Here is a 21,241-nt window from a genome sequence, read left to right on the forward strand (position 1 = left end):
CTTGCGAGCATCGCGAGGTGAAGAGCGCGGAACGGCACCGGGTGATCGTGGAGCGGCTGCGCGACGCCGACCAAGTGGGCGTCGCCGAGCTGGCCGCGGCCACCGGCGCGTCGGAGATGACCGTGCGCCGCGACCTGGACAACCTGGCTTCGCATGGGGTGCTGCGCCGGGTGCACGGTGGCGCGGTCCCGGCGTCCCCGTCCGGCGTCGAGCCCCCGTTCGCGGCCCGGGCCACGGCCGCCGTCGCGGCGAAGCGGGCCATCGCGGCCGCGGCCGCGGAGCTGATCCGCGACGGCGAGACGATCGTCCTCGACAGCGGCACGACAGCGCTGGAAGTCGCGCGCCTGCTGCGTGACCGGCCGGTGACGGTGCTGCCGCTGTCCCTGCACGCGGCCCGCGAGCTGGCCGACGCACCCGGCGTCCGCCTGCTGCTGCCCGGCGGCGAACCGCGGCCGGGGGAGCAGGCCCTGGTCGGCCCGCTGACGCTGGCTTCGCTGCGCGCGTTGCGGTTCGACGTGGCGGTGCTGAGCCCCTGCGCGTTCGGCATCGAGGACGGGCTGACGGCGTTCGACCTCGCCGACGCGGAGGTCAAGCGGCAGGCACTGGCGGTGTCGGCGCGGGCGATCGTGCTCGCCGACGGCGCCAAGTGGGGCCGCGCCGCGCTCGCCCACGTCTGCCCCGCCGAGCGCCCGGACGTCGTGATCACCGACCCGGGCGCCCCCGAAGACCAGCGCGCGGCGCTGACCGAACGCGGCGTGCTGGTGCACGTCGCCGTCCCCACGACCACGGAGGGCCGATGACGACCGCCCCGCCCCGCCCACGCGCCGCCCGGTTCGCGACGTTCATGTTCTTCGGCCTCAACGGGTTCGGGATGGGCATGTGGGTGGTGCACATCCCGAACGTCGAGCGCGCGACCGGCATCTCGCACACCACCCTGGGCGCGCTGCTGCTCGTGCTCGGCGGCGCCGCCTTCGCCGGCATGCAGGTGTCCGGCCCGCTCGTCGACCGGCTCGGCCACCGGCGGCTCGTGCCCGCCGCGGGGGTGTTCCTCGGCCTCGCGCTCTGCACGCCCGGGTTCGCGGGCTCCTGGTGGACGCTCGGGCTCGCCCTCGCGCTGTTCGGCTTCGGCAACGGCGCCATCGACGTCGGCATGAACGCGCACGCGGTCGTCGTCGAGCGCGCCTACCCGCGGCCGATCATGGCGGCGTTCCACGCGATGTGGTCGATCGGCGGCGCGATCGCCGCGGTCATCGGCGCCGCGACGCTCGGCGCGGGCGTGCCCACCGGCGTCACGCTCACCGCCACCGGCGTGCTGTGCGTCGTGCTTTCCGTGGTGTCCGCGCGGTTCCTGATGGAGCCGTCCGACGCGCCGGCCGCCGTCGCGGAATCCGAAGCGGAGCCGGTCGCGCGCCGCCGGCCCCCGGGTCGCGTGGTCTGGCTGCTCGGCCTGCTGGCGCTCGCGCTGATGCTGTCCGAGGGCGTCGCGAACGACTGGGCCGCACTGCACATGGAAAAGGTGCTCGGCACCTCGGCGTCCACGGCGGCGTTCGCGTACGGCGCCTTCGCGGTGGCCATGACGACCGGCCGGTTCCTCACCGACCGCGTCGCGGCCTGGGCGGGACCGGCGGCGATCGTCCGCTACGGCGCCACGCTCGCCGCGGTCGGCCTGACGATCGCCGCTGCGGCCCCGTGGGTTCCGGTGTCCCTGGTCGGCTGGGCGCTGTTCGGCCTCGGTCTGTCGGGCGGCGTCCCGCAGCTGTTCACGGCGGCGGGCAACCTGGACACCCGTGCGTCGGGCGCGCTGATGGCCCGGGTGGTCGGCCTCGGCTACGTCGGCCTGCTGGCCGGCCCGGCGGTGATCGGCGGCCTGACCCACTGGCTGCCGCTGAACGTGACGTTCGCGCTGCCGGTGATCCTCTGCGTGCTGGCGGCGCTGTTCGCCGGGGTGCTCAGCCCGGAACCGGAGCCCGCGGAGCAGCCCGTCGGCTAGTGGTGGTGGGCGACGGCGTCGTGCGCCCGCTCGGCCCCCGCGCTCGGCTCGGTGTGGATCACCACCGCGGCCAGCCGCGGGATCGTGTGCACCAGCCGGTGTTCCACCCGGTGCGCCAGCGCGTGGGCGGCTTCGACGGTCAGGTCCGCCGCCACCGTCACCGCCAGCTCGGCCCGCAGCTGGTGCCCGATCCACCGCATCCGCAGGTCCCGGGTACCGAGCACGCCCTCGACGTCGCGGGCGGTGCGCTCGGCCAGCTCGACCGACGCGGGGTCGACCGCGTCCAGGAGCCGCCGGAACACCTCCTTCGCCGCGTCGCGCAGGACGAACAGGATCGCGACGGTGATGCCGAGCCCGACGATCGGGTCCGCGATCGGGAACCCGAGCGCCACCCCGGCCGCGCCCGCGACGACCGCGAGCGACGTGAAGCCGTCCGTGCGCGCGTGCAACCCGTCGGCGACCAGCGCGGCCGACCCGATCTCGCGGCCGACCTTGATCCGGTAGCGCGCCACGATCTCGTTGCCCGCGAACCCGATCACCCCGGCCGCGGCGACCACCCAGGGGTGCCCGACCGGCTCGGGCTGGAGCAGCCGCACGACGGATTCGTACCCGGCGATCGCCGCCGAAGCCGCGACGACCAGCACGACGACCACTCCGGCGAGGTCCTCGGCCCGCCCGAGGCCGTAGGTGTAGCGCCGGGTCGCGGCCCGGCGCCCGAGCAGGAACGCGATGCCGAGCGGCACGGCGGTCAGCGCGTCGGCGAAGTTGTGGATGGTGTCGCCCAGCAGCGCCACCGACCCGGTGACCAGCACGAGCCCGAGCTGCGCGACGGCGGTGACGAACAGCGCGGCGAAGGACCACACGAGCGTCCGCACCCCGCGCCGGCTCGTCTCGAGGGCGTGGTCGACGCGATCGCTGCTGTCGTGGCTGTGCGGGCGCCACCGCGAGTGGCGGTGGCCGTGGCCATGTCCGGTCATGGTGGCAGTCTATCTGCGCAGGCACGCAGATACGCAAGTAGTAGGGTTACCGCCATGCACGCGTCGCTGCCGGAGTTCGACATGCCCACCGAAGAGCAGGTCCACCTGGCCGCGGAGTCGTTCCGCCTGCTCGCCGACCCGACCCGCATCAAGGTCCTGTGGGCGCTGCTGCAGGGCGAGTCCTCGGTGGCCTGCCTGGCCGAACTGGCGGGCGCGGCCCCGACGGCGGTGAGCCAGCACCTGGCGAAGCTGAGGCTGGCGGGCCTGGTGAAGGGCCGCCGCGAGGGCACGTTCGTCTACTACTCGGCGGCGGACAACCACGTCCGCGGGCTTCTCGCGCAGGCGCTGCACCACGCGGACCACGTGGACCGAGACATCACGACCGGCGACCACGCCCACCACCCGGCCTAGCCGATCGGCTCCTGCAGCTCCGTCACCCAGCCCGCGGGGTCCTCCGGGCAGTCCAGGTACAGCTCCCGCTGCGCCCCCGCCGAAGCGAAACCGTGCTCGGCGGTCCACCGGACCACCGCCTGCCAGCTCGGCAGCACGCCGTCGATCGCGCCGCGGTGCACGAGCGTCGCCGCGCGCGTGGCCGGCAGGTCCGCCACCGTCAAGCCGTTGAGGTCGCCTGTGCCGATCGACGCCGGAATGGCCGCGTGCACCACGACCTCGTCCTCCGCGCGCTGCTCGTAGTAGCACGTCAACCGACCGGCCGGGGTCACGTCCGCGGTGGCCAGCCGGCGGCCGAGTTCCGCGCACAGCGGGCGGACCACCGGGCCGATCGACTCCGGCGCGAACCCCGCCGCGGTCCCGGTCAGCTCGACCACCCGCATCGCCGGCAGCTGCTTGACCACGACGTCGGGCGCGTCGATCGTCCGCAACCGCGCTTCGACCCGCGCGAGCCGCGCCGCCCCTTCCGCCAGCGAGGCTTCCAGCTCCGCCCGGCGCAGCTTGAGCATGCCGCGGACCTGGTCGGCCGTGACCTCGTCGGCCAGCAGCGTCGCCACCTGCTCGAGCGTGAAGCCGAGGTCCTTCAGCGCGACGATCCGGTTCAGCCGCGCCAGCTGGCCGGCGGTGTAGCTGCGGTACCCGGTCGCGGGGTCGACGCGGGCCGGGCGCAGCAGCCCGAGCGCGTCGTAGTGGCGCAGCATCCGCACCGAAACCCGGCCGTGGCGGGCGAAGTCGCCGATCGAGAACACCACCCGATCATTCCCCAGGCGGGGTGAAGCCGCCGACGACCGCCGCGGCGAGGTCCGCGAACGTGATCGCGGTGTCGTCCTCGTGCGCGGGGCCGACGACCTGCAGGCCCACCGGCAGCTCGCCGCCGGCCGGCGCGCTCACCGCCGGCAGCCCGGGCAGCGACGCCTGCGCGATCCAGAACGGCTGGTCGGCGTAGCGGTCGCCGAGGTCCCGGAACGCCGTCGTGAAAACCGCCGGGCAGAGGAAGACGTCGACGTCCCGGAAGTACCGGTCCCACGCCGCCGTGAACGCCAGCCGCCGCCGCTCCTGCTCGCCGGCGCCGTCGAGGCCGCCGTTCGCGAAGAACAGCTCGACCTGGAAGCCGAACGCTTCGGCCTGGCCGACGGGATCCACGCTCTCCGGCCAGCCTTCGCGGATCTCGACGCCCGCGCGGGCGAGCGCGTCGACGGCGTCCGACAGGGCCTTGCCGACGTCGGCGGTCACCGGGCAGGCCGGGTCGTCGAGGACCACGCCGGCGCGGAAGTCCGCGAGCCGGGTCCGGCGGGACGGTTCGAGCTTTCGGGACGCCGTCACGCCCAGCGCGAGCCGGAGGTCCGCGGCCGACCTTGCGAGCGGCCCGACGGCGGATGGGAACTCCCGAGTCGGCGCCGGCGCGCCCGGTGGCTGGAACCCTTGCAGGGAAACGGTTCCCGGGGTCGGCTTGAGGCCGTAGACGCCGCAGTACGCCGCCGGGATCCGGATCGAGCCCGCCAGGTCCGAGCCGTAGTCCAAAAAGGACAATCCGGCGGCGAGGGCGGCCGCGGCGCCGCCACTGGAACCGCCGGGCGTCCGGGTGCGGTCCCTCGGGTTGAGCGTCCGCCCGTAGAGCGGGTTGGCGGTCTGCCCGAAGTCGGCGAGCAGGTGGTGCGCGTTCGTCTTCCCGACGACGATCGCGCCCGCGGCCCGCAGCCGTTCGACGACCACGGCGTCCCGGTCCGCGCGGTGCCCGGCGAACGCGGGCTCGCCCCACGTCGTCGGCAGCCCGGCCACGTCGAAGGCCTCCTTGACGGTGATCGGCACGCCGTGCAGCGGCCCGGTGGCGGCACCCCGATCGGCCGCCGCGGCCGCTTCCAGCGCGGCTTCGCGATCGGTGACGACGACGGCGTTGAGGTCGTCGGCGTCGATCCGCGCGAGCAGCCCCTCGGTGAGTTCGCGGGACGAAAGCGCGCCGCGGCGGATGCCGGCGGCCACCTCGGTGGCGGTGCGGAAGAACGTCATGCCTCCGGAGTACGACCTGACACGGTGTCAGGGTCAACCACTGTATGAGTATCAGATCATATGATACTCGTATGAAATCGTGTACGGTCGGAGCATGACAACAGCGCAGAGCTACCGCCGGATGGTCAACGCCGGCAACAAGATCGTGGTCGGGCTGCAGCGGCTCGGCGTCGCCTTCGGCCCGATGCAGCTGCTCACCGTGCCCGGGCGGCGCACCGGCGTCCCGCGCACGTTCCCCATCGCGGTGCTCCCCATCGACGGGCACCGCTACATCGTCCAGGCGTACCCGAAGGCGGCCTGGGTGGCGAACGTCCGGGCCGCGGCGGCGGTCACGCTCACCCGGGGCCGCCGGACGTCCACCGTGCGGCTGGCCGAGCTGCCCGTCGAGGAGCGGCGGCCGATCCTGCGGAAACTGGTCGAAACGAGCCCGCCGAGCGTGGGCAAGCGGTTCGTGACGACCGGGCTCGCCGACGCGTCGACGCCGGAAGGGGTCGCGGCGGCGGCGGACCGCATCGCCGTCTTCCGCGTAGAGGCGGCCTAACCGCGTTCCAGGACGCGCAGTAGCCGTTCGGCGGCCTCACGGGCGGCCGCGCCCGGGCGGATCGTGCGCTCGCCGTCCGGCTGCGGCGCCGGTGCCCCGGCGAGCAGTTCCACCAGTGCGACGGCGAGTTCGCGCACCTTGACGTTCGACTCCTGGCTCGCCCGGCGCAGGGTGGTCCAGGCTTCTTCGGGTTCGCAGCGCCGCAGGGCGATGACGATCCCCTTGGCCTCCTCCAGCGCGGCGCGCGACTGGAGGAGGTCCAGCATCTGGTTCATCCGGTCCGGGTGGGCGGCTTCGGTGACGACGAAGGCCACGGCGGCGAGCCGCTGGTGGCGCCGCAGGACGTCCAGCGTCTGCTCGGTGGCCGGGCGGTCGAGCGCCACGGACAGCACCAAGGTGCCTTCGGCGTCCCAGGCCACGGGCAGCGCCGCTACCCCGCGCACGCGCGGCCAGTCCGCGGCCGAGCCGGGGTGGTGCTCGAGCAGCCCGCTCAGCGTGAGCGACGGCCAGCGCTCGTCGGCGCAGACGTCGGCGGTCACGACCGGCCGGCCGGTGCGCCCGGCGGTCGCGACCGGGCCGCCGAACCCGTTCAGCTGCGCGGGCACGAAGACGGCCGCCAGCCCGTGGGTGGCGGCCACCCGCGGGAGTTCGTGGTCGTGGTGCACCGACACCGCGGCGCCGAGCGTGCCGGGCACGTCGGCGGCGATCCGTTCCAGCAGCTCTTCGAGCAGAGCGGTCGCCCGGACCTGCTCGCCCGTCGTCGTTCGGGGACGCAACGCTACCCTCCGTGAAGGGGTCGAACCTTGCCTTCCTCTGTTCTAGCATGTCGTCTTAATGACGACAAGAAGAGCGTCGTCGAAAGGATGACGAGATGGACGCGCCCGATCCCGCAGACGCGGTACGCCGGATCCACGACGTGGTCGCGGCCGCCCGCGCCGGCACCGCGAGCCAGGACCGGCTGCTGGAGGCGTTGACGGGGCTGCGCCTGCTGCGGGAGGAACTGGCCGGCTGGGAACCGGAGCTGATCACGGCGGCCAGGGGAGCGGGCGCGAGCTGGGTGGCGCTGGCGCCGGCACTGGGCGTCGCGAGCCGACAAGCCGCGGAACGGCGCTACCTGCGGCTGCAGCCGTCGGACACGGGTGAGCGGACGGGCGAGGCCCGGGTCGGCGCGGAACGCGACCGCCGCGCGGGCGACCGCGCGGTGGCCGACTGGGCCCGCCGCAACTCGGCCGACCTGCGCCGCCTGGCGGGCCAGGTCAGCGCCCTCGGCGGCCTGGGCCCGGCGGCTCAGGAAAGCGCGGACCGCGTCGGCGCCGCCCTCGGCGACGACGACCCGGCGACGCTGCTCCCGCCCCTGGCCGCGGCCCAGGCTCACTTGGCCGACGAGCACGCCGGGCTGGCGGAGCGGGTGGGGGAGATCACGGAGCACACCGACCGGCTACGCCGCGACGCCGCTGGCAACCGCCGGTCCCGCGGAGGTCTTGAATGAGTCATTCAGGACCTCCGAAGACCTGAATGACTCATTCAAGACGTCGGCGAAGCCGCTGCCGAGCGAGCCGCCGCACCTCCCCGGGGCCGAGGCGCACGCCCGTCCGGCGCTTCGCCGGGTTTGTCCGACCACCCGCCCGGCGAACGACGGCTGGCTCGGCGGTGTCTGAGACCGCGCCCGAGCGGGTACCAGCGACGCATGGACGACACTCCCGACCGCACGGAAACCCGCGCCGAGCTGCTGCCCGAAGAACAGGCCGTCGAGAGCGAGGACCCCGAGGGCCAGGCCCGCGAGGTCCTGCGCGACTCCGACCGCCGGACCGAGCACCCCGAACCCACCATGCGCCGCCGCCCGGAAGAAACGGCTTAGACCGGGACCGGCTCCGCGGCTCGTGACTCCCCGCGCAGCGCCAGCACCGCACCCAAGCCGAGCGCGGCCACCACGGCGAAGAAGTAGAACCCCCACGGGTACGCCACGCCCGCGGTGACCAGCGCACCGGTCACGAACGGGCCTAGGATCGACCCGAGCCGCCCGATCGCCGACGTCAGGCCCAGCGCCGTGCCGCGCAGCCGCGCCGGGAACACCTGGGCGACGTACCCGTAGATCAGCACCTGCGCGGAGAACACGAACACGCCGGTCAGCAGCACGACCGTGTTCAGCAGGAACGCGTTCGCGATGCGCAGGCTCAGCGCCGCCAGCAGCACCGCGCCGGCGCCGAACCAGATGCGGGCGATCGGGCGGATGCCGAAGCGGTCGGCGATCGTGCCCGCCAGCACCAGCCCGAGCACCGCGCCGATGTTCAGCACCAGCAGCAGCGTGATCGACGTCGAGATCGGGTAGCCCGCGGTCCGCATCAGCTGCGGCAGCCACGTGTTGAGCCCGTAGACCAGCAGCAGTCCCATGAACGAGCCCGTCCACACCGCGATGCTGACCCGCCGGAAGCGCGCGCCCAGCAGGTCGCGCAGCCCGACGCGCTCGGCCGCGGGGTCCTCCCGCGAAGCCAGGTAGGCCGCGGATTCCGGCAGCTTCACCCACATCAGCGGCACCACCAGCAGGCCGACGGCCCCGCCGCCGTAGAACAGCCAGTGCCAGTCGCCGGCCACCACCAGCGCGAGGACCGACGTCAGCACCGCGCCGACGTGGTAGCCGGTCATCGTGAACGTGCTCGCGCTGGCACGCCGCCGGGCGGGCAGGTTCTCCGACATCACCGTGAGCGCCACCGGCATGCACGCGCCGAGGCCGAGACCGGCGATGAACCGGAAGATCCCGAACATCGCCACGTTCGGGGCCAGCGGCGTCAGCAGCGTGAACAACGAGAACAGCAGCACCGAGCCGATGAGCATGCCGCGGCGGCCGAAGCGGTCGGTGAGCGGGCCGAGGCAGGCCGCGCCGACGGCCACGCCGATCAGCGACACCGTCGCGACCAGCGTCGCACCGGCCGCGGTGAAGCCGAGGTAGCCGCTCTTGAGCAGCGTCGGGATGGTGGCGCCGAGCGCGACCAGGTCGTAGCCCTCGAGCAGGACGGTCAGCCAGCAGAGGACCGCCGTCCACACGGGACGGACGGGAGACGTCGTCATTGCCGTTCTCCTTAGAAGGGGTAACCCGCGATGTCCGCGCGGACGGTCAGCCACTGGGTTTCGGTAAAGGCCTCGATGTTGGCCTTCGCGCCGCCGAAGCGGGAGCCATTGCCGGAGTCGCCGACGCCGCCGAACGGGGCGGTGGGCTCGTCGCCGACGGTTTGCTCGTTGATGTGCACCTTGCCCGAGCGGACTTCCTCGGCCAGCTTCATCGCGGTGCCGACGTCGCCGAGGATGCCGACCGACAGGCCGTACTCGGAATCGTTGACCAGCCGCGCCGCCTCGTCGAGGTCGCGGTAGGCGCGCACCGGCGCGACCGGGCCGAAGATCTCTTCGCGCCACGCCGGGGTGTCGTCGTCGAGTCCGAAGAGGACGGTCGGCGGGTAGTACGGCGCGTCCGGCTTGCCGCCGGCCAGGACGCGGGCGCCCGCCGCGACACTCCGGTCGACGACGTCGGCGACGTGCGCGAGCTGCCGGTCGTCGATGATCGGGCCGAGCGCCACCTCGCCGGTGGCCGGGTTCCCGACCGGCAGCCGCCGCGCCTTCTCCGCCAGCGCTTCGACGTATTCGTCCACTTGGGACTCGTGGACCAGGTGCCGTCCGGTGGTCATGCAGATCTGGCCCTGGTGCAGGAACGAGCCGAACGCGCCGGCGGAGGCGGCCTTGGCGACGTCGGCGCCCGGCAGCACGACGAGCGCGTTGTTCCCGCCCAGCTCCAGGTGCACGCGCTTGAGCGAGCGGGCGGCGGCCTCGCCGACCTTCCGCCCGGCCGCGGTGGACCCGGTGAACGACACGACCGACACCTCGGGCGCGTCGACCACCGCGGCGCCGACGGCGGCGTCCCCGGGCAGCAGGTGCAGCAAGCCTTCCGGGAGGCCGGCCGCCTCGAAGACGCGCACGATGCTGACCCCGCCGGACACCGCGGTCCGCAGGTCCGGCTTGAGCAGCACGGCGTTGCCGAGCGCCAACGCGGGCGCGACCGAGCGGATCGCCAGGATCAGCGGGAAGTTGAACGGCGAGATCACCGAGACGACACCGCACGGCTGGCGCCGCGCCAGCGACCAGCGGGGCTCGCCGGTGCTCAGCACCTCGCCGAGCGGATGCGTGGGCAGGGCCGCGGCCTCGAAGCAGATCCCGGCCGCCATCTCCGTTTCGATCCCGGCTTTGGGGCGCGTTGAACCGGCCTCGCGGACGATCCAGTCCTGCACCTCGGCGGCGTGCGCCTCCCACAGCTCGCCGGCCCGGCGCAGCACCGCGGCGCGCTCGGCAGGCTTGCGCCGCGCCCAGTCGCGTTGCGCCTTCGCCGCAGCCGCCGCCGCTTCGGCGACGTCCTCCGGTGTCGCGATGCCCACGCCGCCCAGGGTTTCCCCGGTGGCCGGTTCGACGACCGCGTGGGTCCCGCCGCTGCCGCGCACGAACTCGTTGTCCAGCAAGGTCATGATCACTCCGGTGTGGTCGGTTCGGTGTCGACCTGGATCAGCCGCGGGCCGTCCGGGGTCGACTTGAGCTGGTCGAGCAGGTCGCCGGCATCGGTGACGGTGGTGGCCGGGACGCCGTAGCCGGCGGCGATGGCGGTGAAGTCCAGCCCCGGGATCTCCGTGCCCGGCACGTCCGGCGTGCCGAGCAGCTCGCCGAACCACCGCAGGGCGCCGTAGACGCCGTTGCGCAGGATCACGAACGTGACCGGGACGCGGTAGTGCGCGGCGCTCCACAACGCCGTGATGCCGTAGTTCGCCGAGCCGTCGCCGATGACGCCGACGACCGGGCGGTCCGGGCTGCCCATGGCGACGCCGACCGCGGCGGGCAGGCCGAACCCGAGCCCGCCGGCGGCCGGGAAGAAGTACGAACCCTCGCGGCGCAGGTCCATTTGCCGCCACCACGCCGAGTTCGTCGACGTCGATTCGACGACGTACCGGGTGTCGTCGGTCTGGGTCTCGCGCAGCGCGGCGAAAACCTGTTCCGGGTGCAGCGCTTTCGCGCCGGTCTTGGGCTCCGGGTTCGCGGCGAACTCGCCGGCCGGGGGCCGGGCGGGCAGCTTCGCGAGCAGCGCCTCGATGACCGGGGCCGGGTCGGCCACGAGCGCTTCGCCCATCGGGGCGCGGGCCGCGGCGCCGAAGTCGTCGGTCACCTGGATCAGGCGCGTGCCCTCCGGCAGGTACTCGCCGGGGACGTGCTGGTGGTAGCGGAACACCGGCGCGCCGAGCACCAGCACGAGGTCGTGCCCGGTGAACGCGGCCGAGATCGGCGCGATGCCGGCGGGCAGCACGCCGCGGAACAGCGGGTGCCGGTTCGGGAAGGGCAGCCGGTGCGGCGACGGTGCCACCCAGGTCGGCAGGCCGAGGTGCTCGGCCAATGCGACGGCGCGGTCGAACAGGCCGGTCGCGTCGACGTCGCCGCCCAGCACCAGCGCGGGGTTCTGCGCCCCGGCCAGTGCCGCGGCGAGCTCATCGAGCTGGGCCGGGCTGGGCGCGAGTCCCCTTTGGACGTTCCGGTTCAGCGTCGCGGCGGCGTTGGCGGGCAGTTCGGCGGCCCAGTCGTCGTAGGGGACCGACAGGTAGGTCGGGCGCCGGTGCAGCTCGGCCTCGAACACCGCCTGCGCGAGCGACCGCGGGACGTCTTCCGCGCAGCTCGGCTCGCCGGCCCAGCCGACCAGCGGCCGCATCAGCTGCGTGGCGTCGACGTTGGCGAGCATCGCCTCGAGCCCGATGGCCGACCGCACCTGCTGGCCGGCGGTCAGCACCAGGGGCGAGCGCGAGTAGACGGCGTTGGTCAGCGCGCCCATCGCGTTGCCCGACCCGGCGGCGGCGTGCAGGTTGACCAGCACCGGGCGGCCGGTCGCCTGGGCGTAGCCGTCGGCCATCCCGACGACGGCGCCTTCGTGCAGGCCGAGCACGTACCGGAAGTGCGACGGCAGCTCGGCCAGGAACGGCAGCTCGTTGGAGCCGGGGTTGCCGAAGATCGTGGTCAGGCCACGGCGGTCCAGGAACTCGTGGGCGAGCCGGCGGGCGGTGGGCATGGCGCGGGTCCTCCTCGGGCGGGTTGGACCAGACCCTAGGGAGGCCACCGGGTTGTGCTCCAATAAATGTTGCCGTGGTCGTTCATAGATGGGATCGATGATGCGGGACTTCGACCTGAACCTGGTCCGGACGTTCGTGCTGCTCTATGAGACCCGCAGCGTGACCGCCACGGCCGAGTCCCTGCACGTCACGCAGCCGACGATCAGCTACAGCCTGCAGAAGCTGCGGCGCCGGTTCTCCGACGAGCTGTTCCGCCGCAGCGGCAGCGGCCTGGTGCCCACGACGACCGCCCGGGCGCTGTACGAGCCGCTGCACAGCGCGCTGTCCGGGATCGAAACGGCGGTCAGCGGCGCCTGGTCGTTCGACCCGGCTTCGGCGCGGGCCGCGTTCACGCTCTGCCTGTCGGACCTGGGGGAGATCTCGCTGCTGCCGCGGCTGATGGCCGCGCTGCCGTCGCGCGCTCCCGGCGTGACGCTGACGGTCCGTCCCCTCGACGTCGACCGCGCCGCGGACCAGCTCGGCCGCGGCGAGATCGACGCGTTCATCGCGTCCCCGCTGATCAGCTCGCAGCGCGTGGCCCGGATCCCGCTGTTCTCCGAGGGCTACCTGGGGATGGTCGCGTTCGACCACCCGCGTCTGCAGTCGCGGGTCGACTTCGCGTCGCTCGCCGCCGAGCGCCACGTGACGGTGTTCGGCCCGACCGGCCACGACGGCCCCCGCCGGGCCCTGGAGGCGCACGGCCTGCTCGACCGGGTGGTGCTGGAGGTGACCCGGTTCGCCGCCTTGCCGTACCTCGTCCAGGACGGCGAGCTGGTGGCGATGGTCCCGCGCCTGGTGGCGGAGATGTTCGCGGCCGAGCACCGGGTCCGCCTGTTCGACCTGCCGATGGACGTCGAGCCGGCGCAGGTTTCGGTGTACACGCGGCACACGCACGCGCGCAGCCCGGCCCAGCACTGGCTTGTGACATTCATGCGCGAAGTGCTCAGCTGATTTAACACGCATTTTTCTTGGCGCCCATTTCCCGCCGAAAGATCTGGGCCGAACGTGTACTGCTTGGTGCGGAACCGATCCAGCGCTGCCTAGGGTCGATCACGGTCCTGGAACCGAACTAGGGAGGAATCCGGTGAAGCTCGTCCGGCTGGTCAAGAAAGCGCTTCCCAAGAAGAGCCTGAAGTCGTACGCCTGGTACGGCTGGATCTGATCACCCGGCCGGTCCCGGTCACCGGGACCGGCCCCTTCCCGAGGAGTCCCGGAACGTGGTCATCGCCCGCGCGTCCCGCACGGTCGTCTTCGCCCCTCGTCTCGAGCAACTGCTCGCCACGCACATCGGTGACGGCGTTTTCCGGCTCGAACCGGACACCATCGGGATCGCGGACCCGGAAACGATGGACGGCGTGCTCCGGGCTCGTCCGGCCAACGCCGAGGAACGGCCCACCTTCAAACCGGTGCTGGGCCGCGGCGTCACCCGCACCGAGTCCGCCTCGCTGATGCAGGCGCTGGGCGCCGACGTCCGTGCGGCGTTGAAGCGTCCCGCCGACCGGCCCGATCTCACCGGCACCTGGCCGGACGTCCCGCACGACTACCTGCGCCGGTTCGTCTTCGGACCCGAACTGCGCCGCTTCCGCGTGCTCGTGGACCGCCGCCTGGAGCTGACGCCGAAGCTGACGTGGTCGGCGGTCACCGCGGGCGCCGCGCTGGTCCGCCCGCCGGCGCCCGGCACCCCGCTTTCCACGCTCGCGCGCCAGGTCGTGGCCGCCGAGAGCCTGGCCGAGCGGCGCTTCCGGATGTACCTCTACCGCCGGGTCGCCGGGCCGATCTGCTTCACGGTGGCGGCCCTGGTCACCAGCGCGGTGTGGCTCGGCGCGCCGTTCGACGACGACGTCCCGAACGAGTACGTCATCCACGAGGCGCTGCGGCTGCTCCCGCCGTCGTGGAACATCCTGCGCGTCCGCTCGCCGGAGTTCGCCGCCGTCGACCCGCGGATCGGGGCCGGGGACGACGTCCTGCTGCTGCCGCTGCTGAGCCACCGGTCCCCGGAGCTCTGGGAGGCTCCGGCCGAGTTCCGGCCCCGGCGCTGGGCCGGGCTCGACCCGGACACCCACCCGGGGTACCTGCCGTTCGGGCACGCGAACGAACGCTGCTGGGGCCGGCACCTGGTGCTGCCGCTGGCGAGCAGGCTGCTCGACGTCGTCCGCGCCGAAGGCCTGGTCCCGGACCCGCGCCGGACCCGGGCCCGCGTCGAGCTCGACGGCCTGCTGGAGCCGTCGGGCGTGCGGGTCGTCAGGCCGGGGAGCAGCGGGCGCCGTTGAGGGCGAACGCGGCGGGCGCCGGGTTGCCCTGGCCGGAGGCGCCGTTGAAGCCGAAGCCGACGGTCGCGCCCGGGGCGAGGGTGGCGTTGTAGGACGCGGCGGTGATGGTGACCCGGTCACCGTTCTGGGCGAAGTCGCCGTCCCAGCTGTGGGTGACGTGCTGGCCGGCGGTGAACGTCCAGGTCAGCGTCCACGGCGAGCGCGTTTCGCCGCTCTTGTTGGTGACGGTGACGTTCGCGGTGAAGCCGTCGTTCCACTGGTCCGTGACGGAGTAGCGCACGGTGCACAGCACGGGCGTGGCGGTCGGGGTCGGAGTCGTGGACGGCGGCGCCGTGGTGGCGGACGCGGTCTGCCGCAGCACGGTGGGGATCGGCGTCGGAGCCGGCTTCGGCACCGGTGTCGTTGAGCGCGGGGTGGTCGTCGCGGGAGCGAGCGAGTCCGCCACCGTCGCCGTCTGCCGTCCCGGTGCGCTTTCGGACGTCACCGCGATGAGCACCAGGCTGCCGACCACCACGGCGGCGCCGCCGAGCGCGGAGATCCACCGGATCCGCCGCCCGGCCCGCTGCTGGTGCGCCGCGGCCTCGCGCGCCCGCTGCTCGAGGCGCTCGCGGTAGCCGTCACCGGTGTCTTCCTCGCGCGCGGCCGAGGTTCCGGGCGCCTCGCCGAGTGATCGCGGGGTCGCCCCGGTTTCCCGGAGCAGCTCGGCGACGGAGATCTCCTCGTCGCGTCGACGGCCGGTGCGCGCCATACCCGGAACCTCCCGTTCTGCGGCCCGACCGGCGAATCCTAGGAAGCCGGAGCGGCCTTGTAAACCACGTGCACGCCGCGTGCACGAGACGGTGACACGGCGGGAGTTCCCTGGGGTCGTGGCCGGATCAGCCGGCCGGGATCCCAGGAGGTTTCCGATGTCCGAGAAGAAGATCATCGCTGTCGTCGGCGCGACCGGGCAGCAGGGTGGCGGGCTGGCCCGCGCCATCCTCGACGACCCGGAGCAGCGGTTCGCGCTGCGTGCCCTCACCCGCAACCCGGACTCCGACGCCGCCCGCGCGCTCGCCGCGCGCGGAGCCGAGGTCGTCGCCGCCGACCTCGACGACGAAGCGAGCCTGACCAAGGCGTTCGAAGGCGCGTACGGCGCCTACCTCGTCACCGCGTTCTGGGAGTACAACTCCGTGGAGCGCGAACAGCGGCAGGCCCGCGCGATGGCCGGCGCCGCGAAGGCGGCCGGGCTGCGGCACGTGATCTGGTCGACCCTGCCCGACACCCGCCTCCACCTGCGCGACGAGGACCGCACGCCGACGCTGCACGGGCGCTACAAGGTGCCGCACTTCGACGGCAAGGCCGAGGCCGAGGCGTTCTTCGTCGAAGCGGGCGTGCCCACGACGTTCCTCTCGACGACGTTCTACTTCGAGGCCTTCGTGGACTTCTTCCGCCCGGTCCGCGACCCCGACGGCGTCCTTGCGCTGCACCTGCCGATGGCTAGCGGGCGGCTGCCGGGCATCGCGGCCGAGGACATCGGGCGCACCGCGTTCGGCGTCTTCGCCCGCGGGCCGGAACTCGCGGGGGAGACGATCAGCATCTCCGGCGAGAACCTGACCGGCGAGGAGTACGCGGCGGCGTTCGCGAAGCAGCTCGGCACCGACGTCGCCTACCGGCCGATGGCCGTCGAAGACCTGCGCGCTTCGGGCGCGCCCGGCGCCGACGACCTCGCGAACATGTTCTTCTACTACGCCGAGCACGAAAACGTGTTCGCCGGCGCGCGCGACCCGGAGGCGGTGCGGCGGCTGAACCCGCGGCTGCAGGACTTCGCCGGCTGGCTCGCCGACCACCGCGACGCTTTCGGAGAGCTGTGATGGAGTTCGGGATCTTCGGGGTCGGGGACATCGCCCCCGACCCCCGGACCGGCCGGGCGCCCACCGAGCACGAGCGGATCAAGCGGATGGTCGAGCTGGCCGTCCGCGCCGAGGAGGCCGGCCTCGACGTCTACGCGACGGGGGAGCACCACAACCCGCCGTTCGTGCCGTCGTCGCCGACCACGCTGCTCGGCTTCATCGCGGCGCGCACCAGCCGGATCACGCTGTCGACGTCGACGACGCTGATCACCACGAACGACCCGGTCAAGATCGCCGAGGACTACGCGATGCTGCAGCACCTCGCCGACGGGCGCCTCGACCTGATGCTCGGCCGCGGCAACACCGGCCCGGTCTACCCGTGGTTCGGCAAGGACATCCGCGACGGCATCGCACTGGCCGTGGAGAACTACGCGCTGCTGCGGCGGCTCTGGCGGGAGGAGGTCGTGGACTGGTCCGGGCGGTTCCGGACGCCGTTGCAGGGCTTCACGTCGACGCCCCGGCCGCTCGACGGACGGCCGCCGTTCGTCTGGCACGGGTCGATCCGCAGCCCCCAGATCGCCGAGCAGGCGGCGTACTACGGCGACGGTTTCTTCCACAACAACATCTTTTGGCCGGTCGACCACACCCGCCGCATGGTCGAGTTCTATCGGGAGCGCTTCGAGCACCACGGCCACGGCTCAGCTGACCAGGCGATCGTCGGCCTCGGCGGCCAGGTGTTCATGCGCCGCCGCTCCCAGGACGCGATCGAGGAGTTCCGCCCGTACTTCGACCACTCGCCGATCTACGGCCACGGCCCGTCGCTCGAGGAGACGATGGTCCAGACACCCTTGGCCGTGGGCAGCCCGCAGCAGGTCATCGACCGGACCATGCGGTTCCGCGAGGACTTCGGCGACTACCGGCGGCAGCTGTTCAACATCGACGGCATGGGCCTGCCCCACGAGGTGGCGCTGGAGCAGATCGACCTGCTGGGCGCGGAGGTGGTCCCGGCCCTGCGGTCGCCGTCGCGGGCCGCGTGACGGGAATACCGGTCCGTCGCCAGGGGTTCACCCGGCGTGATGCGGTACGAGCTGCTGGGCCCGGTCCGAGCGTGGCGCGACGACGTCGAGGTGGAGCTGGGCCCGCCCCAGCAGCGAGCGGCGCTGGCGGTGCTGCTCCTGCAAGGCGGCACCCCGCTGTCCCCGTCCCAGCTGGTCTCGGCCCTCTGGAGCGGCGCCGAGCCAAGGGCCGCGATCGGCATGGTCCGCTCGTACGTCTCCCGCCTGCGCCACGCGGGAGTCCCGATCGTGTCGTCGGCGGGCGGCTACGCGCTGACCGCCCCGGCCCTGGACCTGACGGAGTTCCAGCGCCTGCTCGCCGCGGCCCGCGCCGGCGCCCCCGCGGCTCCGACCTTGCGCCAGGCCCTCGCACTCTGGCACGGAACCCCGCTGTCCGGCCTGAACGGCGACTACGCGGAGGCGGAGCGCGTACGCCTGGCGGAGCTCCGCCTGACGGCCCGCGAAGACCTGGCGGCGGCCGACATCGCCGAGGGCAGGCACGCGGAGGCGGCGGTGGACCTGGCCGACCTGATCGCCGAGCAGCCGTTGCGCGAGCGTCCCCGCGAGCTGCAGATGCTGGCGCTGTACCGCTCGGGCCGTCAGGCGGAGGCGCTGGCGGTGTTCACCCGCACGCAGCAGCTCCTGGAGTCCGAACTGGGCTTGTATCCGGGGCCGGAGCTGAAGGAGATGCAGCGCCGGATCCTGGCGGCGGACCCGTCGCTGGCTTTGGTATCGACGGGCCCTTCCCAGCTACCCCCGCCACTCCCGGAGTTCACCGGCCGCACCGGCGAGCTGGCGACGCTGGTCGCGAGCCTGAAGCCGTCGTCGTCCTCGGTCCCGGTCCTCGGCATCGAAGGCCTGGCGGCGATCGGCAAGACAACACTGGCGGTCCACGCGGCGCACGAGGTAGCCGAGTCCTTCCCGGACGGCCGCCTGTTCGTGGACCTGTCGGCGTCCGAGGACCCGCTGGCGGAGCTGCTGCGCGGCATCGGAGTCTTCTCGCTGCCACCGTCCCCCAGCGAACGCGCGGCTCTATGGCGAGCCCGGACGACCGGCCTGAAGGTGCTGGTCGTCCTGGACGACGCCCGCACGGAGGAGGAGATCCGCCCCCTCACCCCAGGCCCAGCCGGCCCGGCCCTGATCATCACGGCCCGCCGACGCCTGTACGGCCTGCCCCACACCCACTGGACCAAACTGGGCGGCTTGACCCCGGCCGATTCCCTGGCGCTGCTCGAGCGCCTGATCGGCCACGAGCGCGTCGCCCACGACCTCCCGGCGTCACAAACGCTGGCCGCCCGAACGGCGGGCTTCCCCCAGGTGATCCAGGCGGTGGCAGCGAGACTGGCCGCCCGCCCGGCGTGGACGATGGCGGAGGCCCTGACCCGCCTGGGCCGCCCGGCCCCAGGAGCCCCGGTGACGCCCCCGGAGTGCTGGGCGATCGAGAAGCCGTACGAGTCGGCCCTGTCCCAACTGACCCCGGCCCAATCCCGGGCGTTCAGCTTGCTGGCGTCTCCGACCCCGCTCTCGGTCGCCACGGCTGCCTCGGTCTTGGAACTGCCTTTGGCTGACGCCGCGGTATTGCTGGAGTCCCTGGTGGACGCCCACTTGCTGGAGCCGTTCGGCACGGACCGCTACCGGTACGAGGAACCCCTGCTGACGTTCGCCCTGGCCCGATGGGCTGAATCGATGCAGGCGGCTGAAACTTGCCGATCTTGCCAGAGGGGGTGAGGTGGTGGATGTGCACCCCCCTGAACGAGGGGGCGGGGTGGCCGTATACTCTTTCTTCAGCAGGTCCGAGTGGCGGAATGGCAGACGCGCTAGCTTGAGGTGCTAGTGCCCTTAACGGGCGTGGGGGTTCAAGTCCCCCCTCGGACACAAAAATACGGGATATCTCCCGCACCGCAGAGTAACAGGCCCGCCACGGCGGGTCTTTCTGGCGTTCAGCCCCAGCCGGTCTCGGCTACGCTGATCTTGACCGTGCCCTCCCCGCACGACCGCTGCCGGGGAGGTGTGTCATGACCGGCCTCGTGCAGCCGCTCGCCCTCCCAGCCCGCACCCGAGCAGCTGAGCCGAGCCCGGGACCGGCCAGAGCGCTCATCCCACTGCCGGTCCCCGCGCTGCCGGATCTGGCAGCCACGGGGCAGCGGCGGTTCTCCACCGCGCTGCTGGACACCTCCGGCCGGATCCAGGACCGAAGCATCGTGACCGCCCTGGACTGGAAACCGGGGGACCGGCTGCTGATCACCCAGATCCGCTCGTCCGCGGTGATCTGCCGGCGCGGCGACGGGATCTTCCGGATGACCACCAAACCCTATGTCGTGCTGCCCGCCCCGGTCCGCCACGGCTGCGGCGTGCTCGCCGGCAGCCGGGTCCTGCTTGTGGCCGACCTGGCCCAGGACGTCCTGGTCGTGCACCCCGAACACGTGGTCCACGCGATGCTGCGCGACTTCCACGCCTCCCTCGCCGCTGGGGAGGCGGACCGATGACCGAGACCACGACTACGAACCCCGCTGACCTCGAGGCCGCGCGGCTGCTGCTTGAGCGCCTGGGTGTCAACCCCGCCGACCTGCTCACCGAACCGGCCGAGGACAGCGACCACGAGCCCGTCCCGACGATCAACGAATGGATCCCCGTCGTCGCCGGCCTCGTCTCGGCCAGCACCGCCGCCTCCTACGGCTCCTACTGGAACAAGGCCGAAGCCGCGTGGGACGGGCGCCGGATGGACACCATCACCGCCAGCGAGATCAAGACCCAGGCCGAGATCGTGCGCCGCACCGCCCGGGTCCGCCGCAACTCCCGCGGCGGCCGCAACGCCGCCGAGAACTTCATTGCCGCCATCCGCTGCCTCTACAAGCACCTGGTCAACGACAAACGCATGGATGACCGTGACAACCCGGCCACGCGCGTCACCAAACCACGGCGCAACCCCTCCACCCGCCGCGGCCTGGCCGCCGCCCGGCTGGCCGAGCTCTCCGACGTCGTCGCCAGCACCGGCAACGACCCGGAGCTCGACGCCCTGATCTGCCGGTTGCACGTCGAGACAGCCTGCCGCCGCGGCGGCGCACTGAGCCTGCGGCCGCGAGACCTCGACCAGCAGCAGTGCCTCATCCTCCTGCGCGAGAAAGGGGAGACCGAACGCTGGCAGCCTGTCTCACCCACCCTGATGCGGCACCTGGTCGCCCACAGCGACGAACGCGGCGACGGCGACCGCAACGGGCAGCTGCTGCGCTATGCCAGTGGCAAGCCGATCACCGGCCGCCGCTACGACTACATCTTCAATCGCGTCCAGAACGCACTCGACTGGGCCAGGGCCATGGGCGTGTCCGTGCACTGGCTTCGCCACACCACCCTGAAGTGGGTCGAACGCCGCTTCGGCATCGGTGTCGCCCGCGCCTACGCCGGTCACGCCGAAAGTGGTAGTGACTCGAGCACCACGACCTACATCAAGGCCGACATCACCGAAGTCGCTGCCGCCCTGTCGGCCCTGACCGGCGAGCCACACCCACTCGCACTCGATACCGCAACTTGAGCAGAACTGCGGGGTGTTCACGCCGTCGTCCTGACGTGAACACCCCGCAGCTTGGGGGCCTCGGAGGTCAGGGGAGTGAGCTCGGTTCCGGCTGCAGCGTGGCGTGGTAGGCAACCACCATGTCGTAGAGCCGCCGCTGCGAGTAAATGACCAGGAGTTGATGCTCGACCAGTGCAGCGAGGAGCACCTGTTCCCCCGCGCGTACTCGGCACTGAGACCGGATCCGCGCAGGCAAAACCAAGTTCAACTTCGTCGGCACACGCCGCTCGGCGCCAGGATCCGCACTCACCACGATCAAACCAGAGCGCACGTCGTAGCGAACTGGCGTGCCTGCAGGCCATCCCAACTGAAAGACTGCAGGTTTCGACGCCACGGCGCCCGAGGCATCCACCCGCGTCAAGGCGAACCCTACGGTCGAGGAGTCCATCAACGGCTCAAGTCGAGGAACGGGGAGCGGTCTGACCTGTGAAC

General features: G+C 72.8%; 23 protein-coding genes and 1 tRNA gene. 15 read left to right on the forward strand and 9 right to left on the reverse strand.

Annotation, left to right across the window (positions count from 1 at the left end; translation table 11 throughout):
• The first annotated feature begins 17 nt into the window (after window positions 1–17).
• Together H4696_RS01045 and H4696_RS01050 are read left to right on the forward strand one after the other, a co-directional pair.
• The gene (locus tag H4696_RS01045; RefSeq protein WP_192781984.1) at window positions 18–800 is read left to right on the forward strand and encodes a DeoR/GlpR family DNA-binding transcription regulator; all 783 of its coding nucleotides are present in this window, start codon (window positions 18–20) and stop codon (window positions 798–800) included.
• Window positions 797–1,990, forward strand: coding sequence for an MFS transporter (locus H4696_RS01050; protein WP_086857948.1), 1,194 nt, complete (start codon window positions 797–799; stop codon window positions 1,988–1,990). Before H4696_RS01045 ends, H4696_RS01050 begins: the two co-directional genes overlap by 4 nt.
• On the opposite strand, the gene H4696_RS01055 is transcribed toward H4696_RS01050, so the two are convergent.
• Window positions 1,987–2,967 carry a cation diffusion facilitator family transporter gene (locus H4696_RS01055; protein WP_086857949.1) on the reverse strand — a complete coding sequence of 327 codons (981 nt, stop codon included), beginning with the start codon at window positions 2,965–2,967 and terminating at the stop codon, window positions 1,987–1,989. The two genes, H4696_RS01050 and H4696_RS01055, sit on opposite strands and share 4 nt — an antisense overlap.
• A 54-nt stretch (window positions 2,968–3,021) precedes the next feature.
• Here H4696_RS01055 and H4696_RS01060 point away from each other — a divergent pair, with 54 nt between their 5' ends.
• Window positions 3,022–3,378: an ArsR/SmtB family transcription factor gene (locus H4696_RS01060; RefSeq protein WP_086857950.1), complete on the forward strand. Its 357-nt coding sequence runs from the start codon at window positions 3,022–3,024 to the stop codon at window positions 3,376–3,378.
• On the opposite strand, the gene H4696_RS01065 is transcribed toward H4696_RS01060, so the two are convergent.
• Window positions 3,375–4,166, reverse strand: a complete 792-nt coding sequence (locus H4696_RS01065) for a MerR family transcriptional regulator (RefSeq protein WP_086857955.1) — start codon at window positions 4,164–4,166, stop codon at window positions 3,375–3,377. The two genes, H4696_RS01060 and H4696_RS01065, sit on opposite strands and share 4 nt — an antisense overlap.
• A 7-nt stretch (window positions 4,167–4,173) precedes the next feature.
• The gene (locus H4696_RS01070) at window positions 4,174–5,424 is read right to left on the reverse strand and encodes an amidase family protein (protein ID WP_086857951.1); all 1,251 of its coding nucleotides are present in this window, start codon (window positions 5,422–5,424) and stop codon (window positions 4,174–4,176) included.
• Between the two features lie 94 nt (window positions 5,425–5,518).
• On the opposite strand from H4696_RS01070, the gene H4696_RS01075 reads away from it, so the two are divergent.
• Window positions 5,519–5,965, forward strand: a complete 447-nt coding sequence (locus H4696_RS01075; RefSeq protein WP_225955554.1) for a nitroreductase family deazaflavin-dependent oxidoreductase — start codon at window positions 5,519–5,521, stop codon at window positions 5,963–5,965.
• Here the strand turns inward: H4696_RS01075 and H4696_RS01080 are convergent.
• Window positions 5,962–6,741, reverse strand: coding sequence for a GAF and ANTAR domain-containing protein (locus H4696_RS01080; protein ID WP_192781985.1), 780 nt, complete (start codon window positions 6,739–6,741; stop codon window positions 5,962–5,964). The two genes, H4696_RS01075 and H4696_RS01080, sit on opposite strands and share 4 nt — an antisense overlap.
• 95 nt (window positions 6,742–6,836) lie before the next feature.
• Between H4696_RS01080 and H4696_RS01085 the strand changes: the two genes are divergently transcribed.
• Together H4696_RS01085 and H4696_RS01090 are read left to right on the forward strand one after the other, a co-directional pair.
• Entirely contained in the window at window positions 6,837–7,454 is a 618-nt protein-coding gene (locus H4696_RS01085) for an HSP18 transcriptional regulator (protein WP_086860583.1), read from the forward strand.
• Between the two features lie 198 nt (window positions 7,455–7,652).
• Window positions 7,653–7,823 carry a hypothetical protein gene (locus tag H4696_RS01090; protein ID WP_192781986.1) on the forward strand — a complete coding sequence of 57 codons (171 nt, stop codon included), beginning with the start codon at window positions 7,653–7,655 and terminating at the stop codon, window positions 7,821–7,823.
• Here the strand turns inward: H4696_RS01090 and H4696_RS01095 are convergent.
• From H4696_RS01095 to mdlC, 3 genes are read right to left on the reverse strand one after another with little or no spacing between them, the layout of a single operon-like run.
• On the reverse strand, window positions 7,820–9,031 hold the full coding sequence (locus H4696_RS01095; protein ID WP_086860585.1) for an MFS transporter: 1,212 nt from the start codon (window positions 9,029–9,031) through the stop codon (window positions 7,820–7,822). The two genes, H4696_RS01090 and H4696_RS01095, sit on opposite strands and share 4 nt — an antisense overlap.
• Window positions 9,032–9,042: 11 nt before the next feature.
• Entirely contained in the window at window positions 9,043–10,470 is a 1,428-nt protein-coding gene (locus H4696_RS01100) for a benzaldehyde dehydrogenase (protein WP_086860587.1), read from the reverse strand.
• 2 nt (window positions 10,471–10,472) lie between these two features.
• Window positions 10,473–12,047, reverse strand: a complete 1,575-nt coding sequence (gene mdlC, locus H4696_RS01105) for a benzoylformate decarboxylase (protein WP_086860589.1) — start codon at window positions 12,045–12,047, stop codon at window positions 10,473–10,475.
• A gap of 100 nt (window positions 12,048–12,147) precedes the next feature.
• On the opposite strand from mdlC, the gene H4696_RS01110 reads away from it, so the two are divergent.
• The 3 genes from H4696_RS01110 to H4696_RS01115 all read left to right on the forward strand — a co-directional run bounded on the left by H4696_RS01110 (window position 12,148) and on the right by H4696_RS01115 (window position 14,357).
• Window positions 12,148–13,038, forward strand: a complete 891-nt coding sequence (locus tag H4696_RS01110; protein ID WP_086860635.1) for a LysR family transcriptional regulator — start codon at window positions 12,148–12,150, stop codon at window positions 13,036–13,038.
• A gap of 133 nt (window positions 13,039–13,171) precedes the next feature.
• Window positions 13,172–13,249, forward strand: a complete 78-nt coding sequence (locus tag H4696_RS51440; protein WP_360772027.1) for a tryptorubin family RiPP precursor — start codon at window positions 13,172–13,174, stop codon at window positions 13,247–13,249.
• Window positions 13,250–13,304: 55 nt separating this feature from the next.
• Window positions 13,305–14,357, forward strand: a complete 1,053-nt coding sequence (locus H4696_RS01115; protein WP_086860591.1) for a cytochrome P450 — start codon at window positions 13,305–13,307, stop codon at window positions 14,355–14,357.
• Here the strand turns inward: H4696_RS01115 and H4696_RS49655 are convergent.
• Window positions 14,329–15,105 carry a cellulose-binding domain-containing protein gene (locus H4696_RS49655; protein WP_225955555.1) on the reverse strand — a complete coding sequence of 259 codons (777 nt, stop codon included), beginning with the start codon at window positions 15,103–15,105 and terminating at the stop codon, window positions 14,329–14,331. The genes H4696_RS01115 and H4696_RS49655 overlap by 29 nt on opposite strands.
• A gap of 157 nt (window positions 15,106–15,262) precedes the next feature.
• Here H4696_RS49655 and H4696_RS01125 point away from each other — a divergent pair, with 157 nt between their 5' ends.
• From H4696_RS01125 to H4696_RS01150, 6 genes are all read left to right on the forward strand, one after another.
• On the forward strand, window positions 15,263–16,207 hold the full coding sequence (locus H4696_RS01125; RefSeq protein ID WP_086860593.1) for an NmrA/HSCARG family protein: 945 nt from the start codon (window positions 15,263–15,265) through the stop codon (window positions 16,205–16,207).
• Window positions 16,207–17,223 carry a CE1758 family FMN-dependent luciferase-like monooxygenase gene (locus H4696_RS01130; protein WP_086860595.1) on the forward strand — a complete coding sequence of 339 codons (1,017 nt, stop codon included), beginning with the start codon at window positions 16,207–16,209 and terminating at the stop codon, window positions 17,221–17,223. Before H4696_RS01125 ends, H4696_RS01130 begins: the two co-directional genes overlap by 1 nt.
• Window positions 17,224–17,262: 39 nt before the next feature.
• Window positions 17,263–18,969 carry an AfsR/SARP family transcriptional regulator gene (locus H4696_RS50615; RefSeq protein WP_192781987.1) on the forward strand — a complete coding sequence of 569 codons (1,707 nt, stop codon included), beginning with the start codon at window positions 17,263–17,265 and terminating at the stop codon, window positions 18,967–18,969.
• A gap of 63 nt (window positions 18,970–19,032) precedes the next feature.
• A tRNA-Leu gene (locus tag H4696_RS01140) sits at window positions 19,033–19,116 on the forward strand.
• Between the two features lie 140 nt (window positions 19,117–19,256).
• Window positions 19,257–19,727 carry a hypothetical protein gene (locus H4696_RS01145; protein ID WP_225955556.1) on the forward strand — a complete coding sequence of 157 codons (471 nt, stop codon included), beginning with the start codon at window positions 19,257–19,259 and terminating at the stop codon, window positions 19,725–19,727.
• On the forward strand, window positions 19,724–20,770 hold the full coding sequence (locus tag H4696_RS01150; protein WP_086860597.1) for a tyrosine-type recombinase/integrase: 1,047 nt from the start codon (window positions 19,724–19,726) through the stop codon (window positions 20,768–20,770). Before H4696_RS01145 ends, H4696_RS01150 begins: the two co-directional genes overlap by 4 nt.
• A 67-nt stretch (window positions 20,771–20,837) precedes the next feature.
• Here H4696_RS01150 and H4696_RS01155 read toward each other — a convergent pair whose 3' ends face one another.
• Complete coding sequence (locus H4696_RS01155) at window positions 20,838–21,197, reverse strand: hypothetical protein (protein ID WP_143265097.1); 360 nt, start codon at window positions 21,195–21,197, stop codon at window positions 20,838–20,840.
• Between the last annotated feature and the right edge of the window lie 44 nt (window positions 21,198–21,241).

This window comes from Amycolatopsis lexingtonensis, from assembly GCF_014873755.1.
Lineage (GTDB): Bacteria > Actinomycetota > Actinomycetes > Mycobacteriales > Pseudonocardiaceae > Amycolatopsis > Amycolatopsis lexingtonensis.